Raw genomic sequence first — 14,635 nt, forward strand, 5'->3', positions numbered from 1 at the left:
CCTCCGGGCGAGGGTTGGTGTGGTAACCCCCTCCGTACCGGAGGTCTTCGTCTATCCGCTCACGCCACGCTGTTCACAACCTGCCGGGGAACTACACCTAGCTCTCGAACGGAACGCAGCGGGCACACGTGTCGTGGTGGGTGACAGCTCGTACCTGGGTCTAGGTCGTCATGGAGCCAGAGCGGCACGGCAATGCGGAAGTGTTCCTGGAGGTCTGGCGCCGGAAGCCGGCAGGTCTTTCCCGTCGGGCAGATGTGTGTCGCCTTGTTCTCTCTCGTCCGATGACGGCTACTGAGTACCTCGGGAGAAGTGCTCGACGCCGACCGTGACGAACACCGCCTTCGACGTCCCCACCAGGGACCCCTCGGGATCGGTCAGGCTGGCGGTGAGGAACAGCTTGCGCCCCTCGTAGCTGCTCACGTGTGCCTCCATCCGGTAGGGGACGCCAATCAGTACCGGTGCTCGGTAGTCGACCGTCAGCTGGCGTGTGACCGCGGGTGTGCCGACGAGGTAGAGCAGGAAGCCGTAGAGGTCGTCGATAACGGTGGCGACTGCGCCGCCGTGCGCGATGCCGGGAGCGCCGACGTGCCGGTTGTCGAAGGTGTGATCGGCCACGACGCCGTCTCCGTCGCGGCGAACCTGGAGGTGATGGCCGTGCGGGTTGTCGGGCCCGCAGCCAAGGCACTGCTCGTGGTGGGGCGGGAGGTCGACTCCGTCCGGGTGTGGGCGAAACTTGTCCACCCAGGTGGCGAGCACGGAAGGCAGGTCAGTCATGGGGTGCACGGCCTCTCAAGAGTTGGGCCCAGGCGGCGAGGACCTGTTCTTGGCGATGGACTGGGTGGGGGGCGAGCAGGCCGCTGACACCCCTGCCGAGGAGTAGGTCGAGGGTGAGCCGGATCGAGACCGGGTCGTCGGTGACGTAGCGGCGGCAGATCTGCGCAAGCTCGTCGTTGACCCGCTCCTCGGCTGGGATCAACTGGGCGCGCAGGTCGGGGTGTGAACGCGCCGCCACCCACAGCTCCAGGGTGGCGGCGTACAGCGGACCCGACAGCGCGTCCGCCAGCAGCCCGAGCGCAGCCTCCTGCAGCTCGAGCGGATGTGGTGTCCGCCTCTCTCCTCCGGTCGTGGCCGACGACAGCGCGGCCAATGCCTCGTGTACCAGCGTCAGGCGCTTGTGCGCCAGATGCTCGACTGCCGCGACCACCAATTGGTCCCGCGTCCCGAAGTGGTGCAGCTGTGCGCCTCGCGAGAGCCCGGCCTTCTCGGCCACGGCCGCACTCGTGGTCCCGATGTAGCCCACCTCGACCAGGCACGCGACGGTGGCCTCCAGCAGCAGGCGGCGGGTGGCAGCGGAGCGCTCCTCCTGCCGCCTCGCTTGAATGTGCACGGTCACAACTTACATGCATGCACGAATGTATGTTGCACGGCGCTGCAGACGCCTTGCGATGTGCGGTCACGGGCAGCTGGTGGTACAGCGAGAGAGAGGCCCCAACACTACCCTTTCCCTCCTATCTAGTTCGGCGTAGCGTGGGTGGCGACCGATGCGTCGGGGTGATGGTGCTGCCCGGTTCGGCCGCAGGGGTTGGAGGTGAGCGACGTGAGCTACCCGGGTCCGAACGTGCCGGCATGGCAACAGCTCGGGAGCGCGCTCTGGGAGGTGCTGGCCGTCGTGGGGTGGACGCTCATCGCTGGCCTCATCGCGACTGGTGGATGCTGGTACCTGGGACAGTTCCTGTATACGGACTGGGTCCGCGAGCATCCTCCGCCACGACTCCGCTTCCTGGCAGAACGCAGGTTGCGCCGGGACTTCGCCCATGGGTTCAGCGATCTCGAGAAGTACCTCCGCGAGGGCGATCCGGCGCGCGCCAGCGACAGGGCGGCTCGACCGGGCCGGTCGTGGACCTGGAGGCACCAGGGCGGGCTCTGATCGAGAGGCTATGCCGGATAGCCGTGATGCCTCGACTGTCTGGGGGTGCCGCAGCCAGGTCTCGGGTGCCCGGCGACCCGCCGGGGTGTCTCTCAGGCGCGGACCTCGATGTTTTGCCTATCGGCAGCCTCTCCTTCGGAGGAATTTCCCCGGCCTGCCTACAGTTTTGATTGAAACGAAACCGTTCCGTTTCGATCGAGCATCAGGAGCACCACACGTGACACCACAGGAGGCGGCCCTCCGGCCCCGCATCGAAGGTGAGCGCGAGCAGGAGATCCTGGTCGCGACGCTCGACGTGCTAGCCGACGTCGGCTACGACCGCCTCACCATGGACGCCGTCGCGTGTCGCGCGAGGGCCTCTAAGGCCACCCTCTACCGCCGGTGGCATTCGAAGGCCGCTCTGGTGATCGAGGCCGTCATGCTCCACAAGGGTCCGGCCGCCTCGCCCGATACCGGCAGCTTCCGTCAGGACCTCATCGCGATGAGCTGCGGGGCTGGCGGCCTCACCGACGCGAAACCGCTCGGGATGCTGGCCAGCATCATCACCGCGCTCAACCTCGACGACGAGTTCGCCGAGCGATTTCGGCGAGACTTCATCGGCCCCAAGGTGGCCATCGGTCGGCTCGTCTACGAGCGAGCACAGGCCCGCGGCGAGATCCGCGCCGACCTGGACATCGACCTAGTGACGCCGGCGCTGACCGGGATGGTCCTGCATCGAATCTTCCTGATGGGCGAGCACGCCACCCCCGACCTGATCACCGCCCTGATCGACCAGATCATCATCCCGGCCTGCCGCCCGCAGGCCCAGGCACCTCGCGAAGACAAGGAATAGCTCGTGACTGAAATCGACCGCGTCACCACCCCACCCGCCGACGCGGCCCGCATGGCCGCCCCACAGCGCGAGCTCCACCTGGGCTGGGCTCTGGTCCTCATCTCGATTGCCCAACTGATGGTTGTGCTCGACGCCACCATCGCGAACATCGCGCTGCCCTTCATCCAGGTCGACCTGGAGATCAGCAACGCTAACTTGGCGTGGATCGTCACCGGCTACGCTCTGGCGTTCGGCAGCCTGCTGCTGCTTGGCGGCCGGCTTGGTGACCTCTACGGCCGCCGCAAGGTGTTCATGGCCGGCCTCGGCATCTTCGCGGTCGCTTCCCTGCTCGGTGGGCTCGCGACCAACGAGCCGTTGCTGCTCGGTGCCCGCGGACTGCAGGGCCTCGGTGCTGCACTGGCCTCCCCGGCCGCCCTAGCGCTGATCACCACCACGTTCCCCGCAGGCCCAGCCCGCAACCGGGCCTTCGCGGTTTATGCGGCGATGTCCGGCGCGGGTGCGGCCGTCGGTTTGATCCTCGGTGGCTGGCTGACCGGTACATCGCCGGAGTTCTTCGGCATGGTCGTTGACGGCTGGCGCCTCACCTTCTTGATCAACGTGCCGATCGGCCTTGGTGCCGCCGCTCTGGCGCCGCGCTTCCTCAACGAGTCTGAGTCCCACCCGGGCGAGCTCGATTTGCCCGGCGCCGTCTTCGGCACCCTGGCGCTGGTCGGCATCGTCTACGGCCTGTCGCGAGCCGGCACTGAGGGGTGGAGCGACGCGCTCACCATCGCCAGCCTGATCGTGGGCAGCTTGCTACTTGCCGTCTTCGGGCTGGTCGAGAGCCGAGTGGAGCACCCGCTGCTCCCGTTCCGGATCTTCACCAACCGAACCCGGGCGGCCAGCTTCGTAGCGATGTTCCTCGCGCCCGCGGCGATGTTCGCGATGTTCTACTTCCTGAGCCAGTACCTGCAGAACGTCATGGGATACAGCCCGCTCAAGACCGGTGTAGCGTTCCTGCCGTTCACGGTGGGCATCGTGTTCGGGGCAGGTCTGGCCTCCAACCTGGTGAACCGGATCGCCCCCCGCTACATCTCGGGAGTCGGCACGCTGCTCGCAGCGGGCGCCCTATTCGGCTTCTCCCGGATCCCGTTCGACACCGAGTTCCCGGTCAGCGACGTGACGGGGACGTATCTCGCCAACATCCTGCCGTACACGGTCTTGATGGCGATCGGCATGGGCCTGACGTTCGTGCCGGTCACCCTGACGGCGGTCCACCACCTCCGCTCGGAGGAGTCCGGCGTCGGGTCCGGGGTGCTCAACACGATGCAGCAGGTCGGCGGCGCGCTCGGCCTCGCAGTGCTCGCCACCGTCGCGACACAGACGTTCACCGACCGGGGCGCCGAGCTGGCCCAGGCCAGCGCCGCTGCGGGCGGCGAGGCCCCGTCGGCGGAGGTCATGCAGCGGATGCAGGCCATCGTCGAGCAGCAGATCTTCACCGAGGGCTCGACCCAGGCTTTCCTAGTCGGCTCGATTCTGATGCTCGCGGCATCCGCGGTGATCTGGATCTTCCTCGACGTGAAGCACCAGGAGCTAGCCACCGACGGTCCCGAGGGCGTCCACGTCGGCTGAGGCAGCCCACTCACTCCGTGGCCCGGTCGTCAGCCGCAGAGGTTGGCGGGCACCGGGACAGTGGCGGCGTGGCCGGGCCGCGGAGATGAACTCCGGCGTGAGCCGTATGACTCATCGCGAACGGTGACGTGATCGGCGTCCACGCCACGCAGCAGCGAGCAGCCCTTTACGTCACGGTAGGACAGCCATACCGCTGGTGCCATCGCACCGCGACCGACATCGCCTCACGGGAAACCGGAACCCTGCGAACGCCGACGCCAATGCGGAAGAAGTGACTAAGAACAGTCTCCCGTGTTGCGACGTGATCGTGCCGCCTGGATCCTGGTTGTCAAGCAGTGGGAGCCCGCGATGGAGATCACCCGGTCGAGTTCGGTGCTGAGGACAGTGGTGACCGCCGATCGGCCGATCAGTCAACGTTCATCGCGTTCCTGCGAGCGAGACGGAGCGGATGCGGGAGCGCTGGGCAGAGTACCGTCGGGATCTTCGGTGACCGAGCCTCCGAGGTTCATGCTGGATCGCTTTCGGTCGGCCGTCAGACCGTGGGGGGTCTGGCGTGCAGCACCACATCATGCCCGGCCATTAGGCCCTGGTGGCGTCAATTCCGGAGCTCGACGACCGGTGGCCTCGGTCTCTTGGTTGAGCATGGTGAGCAGCTTGTCGCCCTCGATGTCGAGGTCGGGCAGCAGGCGGTCAAGCCATCGAGGCAGCCACCAGGCTCTGTCGTCGAAGACAGCCATGAGCGCCGGGACGAGGGTCAACCGGACGATGAATGCGTCGATCAGGATACCGGCGGCGAGTGCGAAGCCGACCTGCTTGATCATGATGTCGTGGCTGAAGATGAAGCCGGAGAACACCGCGACCATGATGACGGCGGCTGCGACGACGACGCGGCTGGCTTGGTCGAAGCCATGGATGACGCTTGGTCGCGCTGCCTGGCCGTGGATGTGTGCCTCGCGCATCGAGGAGACCAGGAAGACCTCGTAGTCCATGGCGAGCCCGTAGAGGATGCCGGTCACGATGATCGGCATGAAGCTCATGAGCGGACCACCGGTGTCGAAGCCGAAGAGTTCGCTGACCCAGCCCCATTGAAAGACGGCGGTGGTGGCGCCGAAAGTGGCCAGGATGCTGAGCAGGAAGCCGGCTGTGGCCTTGATCGGCACGACCACCGAGCGGAAGACGACCATCAGAATCAGGACGGACAGCACGATGATGATGCCGAGGTAGAGCGGAAGGACGCTGGCGATCTTGTCGGACATGTCGATTCCGATGGCGGTGAACCCGGTCACGCCCAGCTGCACCTGGTTGGCCTCGGCGATCGCGTTGTCGGGCCCGCGCAGCGACTTCACGAGGTCGCTGGTGGCCTCGTCGCTGGGGCCTGAGGTGGGGATGATGCTGAAGACGGCGAGGTCACCGGCCTCGTTGACGCCGACGGGGGCGGCCAGCACGATGTCGTCTCGGTCCTGGAACCCAGTGATCAGTTTCGCGGTCAGGTCGGGAGTGACGCGGCCTGCGGTGCCGGTGGGCTCGGCGGTGACCAGCAGGGGGCCATTGAATCCCTCACCGAAGCCTTGGGAGACGGCCTCGTAGCTTTGCCGGGCGGCGGTGTCCTGGTTCGCGGTCGCGCCGGAGGGGATGCCAAGGTTCATGCTGGCTGCGGGGAGCGCCATCACGCCCAGGATCGCGACCACGCCGGCGATGACGGGCCACCTGAACCTGATCACACTCCTCACCCAGTGGTCAGCGACGCCGTGCGACTCCGCGTCCTCCTTGGCGCGGCGCCGGGATCGGGCCTTGTCGGAGCAGATGCGCTCCCCGACCAGTCCTAGCAGCGCGGGAAGCAGGCTGAGGGCGATGAGCACAGCGAGGGCCACCGTGGACGCTGCGACCAGGGCCATCGTCGACAACGACGCGATGCCGATGACAGTCAGCGCGGTCAGCGCGATGAGGACGGTGAGGCCGGCGAAGAACACGGCGCTGCCCGCAGTGCCGACCGCTCTGCCGGCTGCCTCTCGTGCGGTGAGTCCCCGGTCGAGGATCAGCCGTCGCTGCCGGTTGACGACGAACAGCGCGTAATCGATGCCGACGGCGAGGCCGACCATGAGTCCCAGGACGGGGGTGGCGGAGTTCATCTCGATGACCGTGGAGAGCGCGTACGCGCCACCCACGCCGATTCCGACGCCGACCAGCGCCGTGACCAGGGGCAGCCCGGCCGCGATGACCGAGCCCAGGGTGAGCACCAGCACGAGGGCAGCGACGGCGAGACCGATCACCTCGCCGATACCGACGGGGACCTCGAGGGCCTTGAGCGAGTCGCTCGGGAGAACGGTGATCCCCGTTCCCTGCTCGGCGCGCTCCACCACCTCGACCACTGAGGTGACGTCGTCATCGGTCAACGAGGTCGAGGCGACCGTGAACTGGAACTGGAACAGCGCGACCTGTCCGTCCGAGGACACCAGCACGCCGGGCACCGGGGCCCCATCCACCACGAGCGGCTGGTACGGGGGCGCCTGTTGCTGGTCCGACCCCGCTTGGGGTTCGACCGGTGCATCCTCTCGCGGAGAGCCCGCTGGCCCCTCCTCAGCGCCACCCAGCGCGGCGTCGAGCGGGTTGACGACCTTCTCGAGCTCATAGACGTCGCTGACGGTGCGGCTGATCACCGCAAGTCGCTCCGGTGTGTCGAGCCGCCCGCCGTCCGGCGCGGTGAAGACCACACTGGCCTGACCCCCCGAGGCCTCAGGGAGCTCGTCGGCCACGCGGTCAAGCACCGTCTGGGCCTGGGTGCCCTCGATCTTCATCTCGGAACTGACGCTCACGCCGTTGATGGCCACGGCACCGACGACCGCGGCGAGGACCGCGACCCAGCCCGCAATGAACAGCCACGGCCTGCCGAACGCGGTCTGTCCGAGCCGGTACAAGAAGGTGGACATGGATCTAGTGCTCCTTTGGGGGCGGGAGGCGCGGCGGTGCCTAGAGGCCGTGGCGCAGGTAGTCGAAGGTGATGTCGAGGAACGCGGCGTAGTCCATCGAAGCGGGGGTGGCGTCGCTCTCGCCGTCCAGGTGCACGTCGAGAGTTCCTTCCAGGGCAGCCATCACGGCGCCGTACACGGCGCCGAACAGCAGCGGTACGTAGACGGCGGGGTACCGGTCCCCGGCTACCGAGCCCAAAAGTTCCTGCGCGGTGTGGCGCATGCGTTGCTGAACGCCCAGGACGTACGGCTCCAGGGTCGGGTACTGCCGCGCCATCGCCATCAGCTCCCGCATCCTGATCAACGTGTCCGCGGTGAGCTGATCCCTCATCACGGCCAACAGGGCATCGAGCAGGGGCAGGTCTGCGGGGAGGCCAGCCAGGATCGCGCTGGCGTCGTCGACGCCACCGAACGCGACCGAGGCGACTGCCTCCTCCTTGCAGGAGAAGTGGTTGGCGAAAGTGCGTCGGGAGTACCCCGCCCGCTCCACCACGTCCGCGGTGACAAACCCGAACAGCCCCCGCTCACGGGTCAGCTCGAACGCCGCGTGCGCCAGCGCTTGGCCCGTCGCCTCGCGCTTCAAGTCCCGCAACCCACGATCCATTCCCTCAGTATGACCAGCCCTGCCCAATGGGCAACAATGCCCAGTGAGCAGACAGACTCCTCGCACTGCCCCTGCTTCAAAGCAGCAGCTGGCCAAGGGCAGGCCAGTAGCGTGACGACGACATGGAACTGGCGCTCCACCATCGGCGCCGGTCTCGTCCAAGAGTGGCCATCGACCTACGGGAGTGCGTATGGGTGCTGATGGCGGAGGGGCCGGGAGTGACGATGGCCCGAACCGGACGGCGACCGGCGACGGAGCGCAGTTCGCTGATGCAGTGCTGGCACTGCTCGCGGTCGCACGGCGGACCCGGGGCCGACTGCAGCCGCTTTTCGACGACATCACGGTGCCGCAGCTGGTGCTGCTCGATGCTGTGCAGGCGTGCGGCCGCGAGGGCATCGGTGCCATCTCGGCGTACACGCTGCTGAGCCAACCGACGGTGACCCAGCAGGCGGCCGCACTGGAAGTCGCCGGGCTGCTGCGTCGCATCCCGGCCGAGGACGATCGGCGGCGGCGAGTGCTCACACTCACCGAACGCGGCGAGCAGCTCCTGGCCGCAAAGCGCGACGTAGTCGCAGGTCGACTTTCGACCGCATGGCGATCCCTCAGCGCCGAGGAGCGGGGCATCGCGGTCCCACTGCTTCGCCACATCACGGATCTCATCAGGGAACTCGCCTGACTGCCACGACCACCCGTTGCCGGCCTGGGGATTCGGCCTCCTGCTCCGGCGCAGTCCCTCTCCCCACGTTCGCGAGGCCCGGACCGCCGACGAGGCTTCTGAGCTGTCGGCAGCGGCATGGAGGGGACAACGCCGACTGTGCGTACTGCGGCGACTCAGCGGAAAGTCAGCACAAAGACCGCGCGAAGTCGTCCGAGCCTCTCCGAGACCATCGGGTAGCGTGTGACCTCGGTAACGGATTGATCCGTGGCAGAGCGTCAGATAAAGCGGGTTCGGTCGAGACTGATCGAGATCGGAGGACGGCCGTGAAGGCCCCGTCCATCTGAGAAGGTCAGGGGTTCGAATCCCCTCAGCTCCACCGGTCACGATCCGTCCCTCCCGCGATCCGCGGGAGGGACGTCGTCGTTCTCGGGGGTGTCCCGTGCGGTCGGTACGGCGCTCGAGCCCGCGGTCCGACGTGCTCGGCGGGCGCGGGTCGGGTGATGATGGAGCGTGCGCGGAGACGGGTCGCTGCAGCGGTGGCGCGAGGTCGCGTTCAACTACCCCGACGTGGGGGCCACGCGGGGGACACCTCCGGCCGGCTACCACCACCTGAGCGAACGCGTCCGGCTCGGGGCGGGGCCGCAGGTGTTCGACGACGCCGCCACCGGGCTCCTCGGGTGGGAGATGCACCGTCGTGCCGGCGTACGGGTCGACCCGGCCGAGGCCACCATCACGCGCGGCACGGTCGCCCTCCTCCGGCTCGGCCTCGGACGGGTCGCGATCAAGGCGCCCGTGCGGGTCGTGAACGAGGTCGACGAGCTCGATCGGCGCGGGTTCGCGTACGGGACCCTCGTCGGCCACCCGGAGGCCGGCGAGGAGCTGTTCGTGGTCGAGCGTGACCGCGACGGCACCGTCTTCCTCCAGATCACGGCCTTCTCCCGGCCCGCCACCCGCCTCGCACGCTGTGCCGGACCGCTGGGTCGCCTCGTGCAGCGACTGATCACCGAGCGCTACCTCCGGGCGCTCGTCCCCTGACGCAGGCCTCGTGGCACGACCAGGTGTCACCAGGGGTCGGTCGACGGTCGAGCAGGGCGTTCTGCGCCCGTCGTCGAGGCCCGGTGACCCGAGGGACTGCGTCCGGGCATGCCGGTGGCCTGTCCAGGTGGTGCCGTCTGGACAGGTCGCCGGGGCGGTGAGGCTAGGAGGGCGCGGTTCGCTGGCGCGGCAGGTGGATCGGCCCGGGTGGGACCCGTGGTCGGTCGGTGGTGACGTCTCTGGTGCCGCCGGGGTCGCGCAGGAACTGGTAGCCGTGCGGACTCGACCACAGGTACGCCCCGGGACTGACCGTGGTGTAGGTCCACAGTGCGTGGGTCTTGAGCCGGTGGTGTCGTCGGCACAGGGGCGCGAGGTTGCACGAGCAGGTGGGTCCGCCGTCGGCGTGGGCGATCACGTGGTCGCAGTCGCACCTGCGGGCTGGGGCGCTGCACCAGGGGAAGACGCAGGTGTGGTCGCGGAGCTGGGCCTGGTGCTGCAACCGGTCGGGGACCTCGTAGGCCTCGACGTGGATCAGGTCTGCGGTGTCGATGACGGGCCGGACGGTGATCTGGGTGTCGGGGTCGGCGCACCAGCCGCGGACCTGGTCGGTGGTGACGATGCGTCGGCCTTCCTCGACCCGGGCCAGGCAGAGGCAGTCGGGATCGGTACCGTTGATGGCGGCGTGGGAGAGGTGGACGTGCAGGACCACCTGGCGTGCCTTGGGCCGGTCGCCGGGCAAAGGCGCGACCGGGGCGACCGGCCCGGCCGGGGCGAGTGGATCGATGAGCCCGTTGGCAGCCTCAGTGAGCAGGTCGAGGGTGAGCTGGTCGCGGGTGTGGCGGCGTCCGAGCTCCCCGGCGGCCATGGCACGACGGACGTCCAACGACTTGTCGCAGCCGGCCGCCTTGAGGACGGCTGCTTCGTGGTAGAGCGCGTGGTCGAGGTCGCGGGCGTCGGCGGTGTCGAGCTGGGCGTGCAGGTAGGTCATCCCGCCGATCGCCGAGTCCGGGGTAGGGCGGTCGTGCTGGAAGGTGACGTGACGGCCATCGGCGGCCTTCTCCGCGTCCTCCCGCGCCCGGTCGGGCATGAACCTCGCGATCGCCTCGGCCACGAGCCGTTCGACCGCGGCGTAGCCGACCTTGTGGGCGTACGCCGCGACCTGGTTGTCGACGTGGGTGGCGGCTTCGGGGGTGAGGGTGATGGTCTGGTCGGCGATGTTCTTGGCCCGCCACACCGGGACTTCACCGGCAACGACGCGTGCCCAGAGGCGGGGGAGGCGGTGCTTGACCTCGAGGGCTCGGCCGATGAGGTTGCGGCCGGAGTCGGTGGAGAGGCCGAGGGCGGCGGCGAGCTCGGGGATCGCGAACTCCGCGACCAACGGTGCACCGTGGCCGGCGACGGCCAGGGGTCGTTCGAGGTAGGTGGGTGCCATCCAGGCGGCGTCGTGGATGGACTCGGCCGGGTGCTGCTCACCCCAGATGGCGGCCGCCATGAACAGTTGGGCGTCGGCGTGGTCGCGGGCGTCCCGGCGGTCGCGGGCGTAGGCGAGGACGTCGGTGGCGTCGTCGAGGTCGGGCACCTCGACCCGCACCGGCACGGCCGCGGGGCGACGCGATCGGTGGGTGCGGGAGGAGGTGGCCATGACCAAACTCAACCAGCGACCACCGACAAGACGAGCCGGGGAACCGGGGTGAATCGGACAGGGTGGGAAACTTCTTCGAGAAGTTCCTGCGACCGCGGTGGGTCGGGTTTCGACGACGGGCCTGGCGGCCCTGCTCGACCGACGGACCCTGAGCGGCGCTGATCGGCCCACGAACGTCGCCGTGACTCGGCAGGCCGGGGAGGAGCTCGGCCGTGGACGGCGACAGGCCCTGCTCGGGGTGCGAGCAGGGCCTGGCCGGGGGCGTACGCCGATCAGCGCGCCGCGGGCTCGTCGGTGACGTAGGAGCCGGTGTGGGCGCGGCCGCCGAGGAGGACCGCCGCGATGACCGCCGCGGCGAGGGCGGCGATGCCGCAGACCAGGTAGCCGATCGAGTACGCGTGGGAGAGCGAGGCGAAGGCCACCTCCTTGAGCGGGTTCGGCGGGTTGGGGATGGCGTTGGCGCCCAGCGGCCCGGAGTTCACCGCGCCCTTGAGCGGCGGCGGGATCTTGTCCGAGGAGTTGAACGCGTCTACGGCCGTCTTGAGCGACGGCGTGGAGGCGATCTTGGCGCTGATCGCGCTGGCGGCGTTGGTCAGCGCGATCGCCCCGACGATCGCCGGGCCGAGGGTGAGGCCGAAGTCGCGCAGCATGCTGGTCGCGCCGCTGGCCATGCCGGCCTTGTCGGTCGGCACGCTGTTGACGGCCACCACGGTGATCGCGGTGACGGCGGTCTTGAAGCCGGCGCCGATGACGAGCAGCGGCAGCGCGATCAGCGCGATCGACATGTGGGTGGCGGGGATGGCGGCCAGGGCGATGTCGCCGACACCGATCATGGCCATGCCCGCGGCGAGCACCCAGCCCGGGTTGTAGCGCTGGAGCACCCGGGAGCTCACCGGGAACAGCACGACGCCCATGATGTTGAGCAGCACGAAGCCGATGGCGGTCTTGAGCGGCGTGTACTCCTGGATGGCCGAGAGCCGGATGCTGGTGGCGTACGCCGTCCCGAGGTAGGCGAACATGCCGAGCACGGTCACCACGGCGGAGACCGTGAACATCCGGTTGCTGAACAGCGAGAGCTGGATCAGCGGCTTGTCCGTACGCCGCTCGACGGCGACGAAGACGACCAGGAACACCACGGCGAGGACGAACCCGCCGATCACCGAGAGGCTGCCCCAGCCGTCCTCGGCGCCCTGGATCACGGCGTACAGCAGCGCGAAGAGGGCCACGGCCACGGTGATCTGCCCGGGCCAGTCCAGCGACCGACCCTGCGGGGCGGAGGAGTTCTGCGCCATCGCCAGGGTGGCGACGACCGACACGGCGGCGAGCACGGCCATGGCCAGGAACGCGTAGCGCCAGCTGGAGAACTCGCCCCCGGAGTGCTTCACCTCGGCCAGCGCGCCACCGAGCAGCGGGGACATGAAGCCGCCCGCGGTGAGGCCGGCGGCCCAGATCGAGATGGCGTGCGCCCGGTCGCGCACGGTGTGGGTGCCGGCGGCGATCATCGCCACCGAGGTGGGCAGGATCGCGGCGGCGCCGAGACCGGAGACGACCTGGCCGGTGAGCAGCAGGCCCACCCCGCCGGCGGGGACCAGGAAGCCGAGCAGCCCGCCGACGACCATCAGGGCGGCCCCGATGGCCAGCAGGCGCTTGCGGCCGAACAGGTCGCCCAGGACGCCGAAGGTCAGCTCGAACAGGGTGACCGGCACCAGGAAGGCGTCCGACACCCAGGTCAGCTGGGTCGAGGTGGTGTGCAGGTCCAGGTTGATGTAGCCGTTGATGACGGCCGGGATGCTGATGCCCACCTGGGCCACGAAGCAGGCCGTGACCGCGGCCACGAGGGTCCCGGTGGTCAGCGTGGCGAGGGGGGCGGGGCTCTGCCCGGGCGTCGCAGGCGCGGAGACGGTGTCACTCATAGCTGTGAAGAGAACCACAACGGAAACCTGATGTACAGGTTTCCTTACTACTTTTCCGCTGGGTGGATCAGGCGCCCGCGGGCTGCTCCTCGCGGTCGTGCAGTGCGCGGCGGCACAGCTCCATCGAGGACCGCAGCTGGTCGGCCTCGTCCTGGCTCAGCGGCGCGAGCATGCGCGCCTCCAGCGCCGCGACGCGGGGGCGGAGGTCGTCCAGGAGCCGGGCGCCCTCGGGCCGCAGGGCCAGCACCAGGCGGCGGCGGTCGACGGTGTCGCGGTGGCGCTCCACCAGACCGGCCCCCATCAGGGCGGTGACCATGTCGCTCATCGACTGCGCCGTCACGAAGGAGAGCCGCGCCAGGTGGGCCGCGGTCAGGTCGGGGTGGCGCTCGAGCACCGTGAGGGCCGTGTACTGCAGCGCGGTCAGCCCGACCGGCCGGGTGAGGTCGTCGAGCTCGGCGCGCACGGCCAGCTCGACCTGCTTCATCAGGTAGAGCAGCGTCGGGGGAGCGGAGTCCGGCATGCCGCCATCCTCCCAGGTGGTCGCGACCGGCACGGTGCTCAGGTCAGGCCGAGCACGCGGACGGCGTTGTCCTTCATGATCCCGGGCAGGACGGCCGGGTCCAGGCCGAGGGCCTCGAAGTCCTCGCGCCAGCGCTCGGGGGTGATCAACGGGTAGTCGCTGCCGAAGAGCACCTTGCGCTTGAGCATCCCGCCGGCGGCCCGCACGAGCTCGGGCGGGAAGTACTTCGGGCGCCAGCCGGAGAGGTCGATGAAGACGTTGGCCTTGTGGGTGGCCATCGAGATCGCCTCGCCCTGCCAGGGCACCGAGGGGTGCGCCAGGATCACGGTCAGGTCCGGGAAGTCGGCCGCGACGTCGTCGAGCAGGATCGGGTTGCTGTAGCGCAGCTTGATGCCCCGCCCGCCGGGCAGCCCCGCACCGATGCCGTTCTGGCCGGTGTGGAAGAGCGCGGGCACGCCGAGCTCCTCGATCACCGCCCACAGCGGCGAGAACTGCGGGTCGTCGGGGGAGAAGGCCTGGAGGCTGGGGTGGAACTTGAAGCCGCGCACGCCGTGCTGCTCCACCAGGGTCCGCGCCCGGCGTACGGCGGCCTCGCCCTGATGGGGGTCGACCGAGCCGAAGGGGATCAGCACGTCGGCGTGCTCGGCGGCCTCCGTCGCGATCTGCTCGCTGGACAGCGCCGGGTGGCCGGTCGCGGTGGTGGCGTCGACGGTGAACACCACCGCCGCCATCCCCGCCACCCGGTAGCGCGCGGCCAGGTCGGCGACGGTCGGGGTGCGGCTCTCCGCGCCCTTGAAGTACGCCGCGGAGGCGTCCATCAGCTCGTCGTCGAGCGAGTGGTGACCGTGGTCGTCGGCCTCGACGTGCACGTGCACGTCGATGGCGGAGACCGCGTCGAGGTCGATGCGGGGCTCGTAGCGGGTGTCG

Annotated in this window: 13 protein-coding genes; 5 read left to right on the forward strand and 8 right to left on the reverse strand. The window is 69.1% G+C overall.

The genetic code is table 11. The features are described 5' to 3' along the window. Positions 1–288: 288 nt before the first annotated feature. Positions 289–756 carry a PaaI family thioesterase gene (locus tag ACYVDA_RS04015; protein WP_240917109.1) on the reverse strand — a complete coding sequence of 156 codons (468 nt, stop codon included), beginning with the start codon at positions 754–756 and terminating at the stop codon, positions 289–291. A 10-nt stretch (positions 757–766) separates the two neighbouring features. Next, the gene (locus ACYVDA_RS04020; RefSeq protein WP_445257318.1) at positions 767–1,393 is read right to left on the reverse strand and encodes a TetR/AcrR family transcriptional regulator; all 627 of its coding nucleotides are present in this window, start codon (positions 1,391–1,393) and stop codon (positions 767–769) included. 195 nt (positions 1,394–1,588) lie between these two features. On the opposite strand from ACYVDA_RS04020, the gene ACYVDA_RS04025 reads away from it, so the two are divergent. From ACYVDA_RS04025 to ACYVDA_RS04035, 3 genes are all read left to right on the forward strand, one after another. After that, complete coding sequence (locus ACYVDA_RS04025) at positions 1,589–1,927, forward strand: hypothetical protein (protein WP_166084051.1); 339 nt, start codon at positions 1,589–1,591, stop codon at positions 1,925–1,927. 217 nt (positions 1,928–2,144) lie between these two features. After that, the gene (locus ACYVDA_RS04030; protein ID WP_240917110.1) at positions 2,145–2,759 is read left to right on the forward strand and encodes a TetR/AcrR family transcriptional regulator; all 615 of its coding nucleotides are present in this window, start codon (positions 2,145–2,147) and stop codon (positions 2,757–2,759) included. A 51-nt stretch (positions 2,760–2,810) separates the two neighbouring features. Beyond that, positions 2,811–4,370 (forward strand): MFS transporter, encoded by a 1,560-nt coding sequence (locus ACYVDA_RS04035; RefSeq protein ID WP_166089558.1) that lies wholly within the window; start codon positions 2,811–2,813, stop codon positions 4,368–4,370. Between the two features lie 566 nt (positions 4,371–4,936). Here ACYVDA_RS04035 and ACYVDA_RS04040 read toward each other — a convergent pair. Beyond that, positions 4,937–7,297, reverse strand: coding sequence for an MMPL family transporter (locus ACYVDA_RS04040; protein ID WP_166084053.1), 2,361 nt, complete (start codon positions 7,295–7,297; stop codon positions 4,937–4,939). 40 nt (positions 7,298–7,337) lie between these two features. Beyond that, positions 7,338–7,919 carry a TetR/AcrR family transcriptional regulator gene (locus ACYVDA_RS04045; protein WP_460815147.1) on the reverse strand — a complete coding sequence of 194 codons (582 nt, stop codon included), beginning with the start codon at positions 7,917–7,919 and terminating at the stop codon, positions 7,338–7,340. Between the two features lie 295 nt (positions 7,920–8,214). On the opposite strand from ACYVDA_RS04045, the gene ACYVDA_RS04050 reads away from it, so the two are divergent. Both ACYVDA_RS04050 and ACYVDA_RS04055 read left to right on the forward strand, forming a co-directional pair. Continuing rightward, positions 8,215–8,616, forward strand: a complete 402-nt coding sequence (locus ACYVDA_RS04050; RefSeq protein WP_166084055.1) for a MarR family winged helix-turn-helix transcriptional regulator — start codon at positions 8,215–8,217, stop codon at positions 8,614–8,616. Positions 8,617–9,108: 492 nt separating this feature from the next. After that, positions 9,109–9,633, forward strand: coding sequence for a DUF1990 family protein (locus ACYVDA_RS04055; protein WP_460815148.1), 525 nt, complete (start codon positions 9,109–9,111; stop codon positions 9,631–9,633). Between the two features lie 163 nt (positions 9,634–9,796). Here ACYVDA_RS04055 and ACYVDA_RS04060 read toward each other — a convergent pair whose 3' ends face one another. From ACYVDA_RS04060 to ACYVDA_RS04075, 4 genes are all read right to left on the reverse strand, one after another. After that, the gene (locus ACYVDA_RS04060) at positions 9,797–11,275 is read right to left on the reverse strand and encodes an HNH endonuclease signature motif containing protein (protein ID WP_460815149.1); all 1,479 of its coding nucleotides are present in this window, start codon (positions 11,273–11,275) and stop codon (positions 9,797–9,799) included. A 272-nt stretch (positions 11,276–11,547) separates the two neighbouring features. Continuing rightward, a complete protein-coding gene (locus ACYVDA_RS04065; RefSeq protein WP_460815150.1) occupies positions 11,548–13,188 on the reverse strand; it encodes an MFS transporter in 1,641 nt (546 codons plus the stop codon). 67 nt (positions 13,189–13,255) lie between these two features. After that, entirely contained in the window at positions 13,256–13,708 is a 453-nt protein-coding gene (locus ACYVDA_RS04070) for a MarR family winged helix-turn-helix transcriptional regulator (protein ID WP_460815151.1), read from the reverse strand. Positions 13,709–13,746: 38 nt separating this feature from the next. After that, positions 13,747–14,613, reverse strand: coding sequence for an amidohydrolase family protein (locus ACYVDA_RS04075; RefSeq protein WP_460816093.1), 867 nt, complete (start codon positions 14,611–14,613; stop codon positions 13,747–13,749). Positions 14,614–14,635: the final 22 nt, after the last annotated feature.

Source organism: Nocardioides korecus (genome assembly GCF_054778395.1).

Excerpts from the sequence above, each read along its gene's own strand:
- ACYVDA_RS04035 (WP_166089558.1), top strand. The coding sequence starts at position 2,811 with ATGGCCGCCCCACAGCGCGAGCTCCACCTGGGCTGGGCTCTGGTCCTC.
- ACYVDA_RS04060 (WP_460815149.1), bottom strand. The coding sequence starts at position 11,275 with ATGGCCACCTCCTCCCGCACCCACCGATCGCGTCGCCCCGCGGCCGTG.
- ACYVDA_RS04040 (WP_166084053.1), bottom strand. The coding sequence starts at position 7,297 with ATGTCCACCTTCTTGTACCGGCTCGGACAGACCGCGTTCGGCAGGCCG.
- ACYVDA_RS04065 (WP_460815150.1), bottom strand. The coding sequence starts at position 13,188 with ATGAGTGACACCGTCTCCGCGCCTGCGACGCCCGGGCAGAGCCCCGCC.
- ACYVDA_RS04070 (WP_460815151.1), bottom strand. The coding sequence starts at position 13,708 with ATGCCGGACTCCGCTCCCCCGACGCTGCTCTACCTGATGAAGCAGGTC.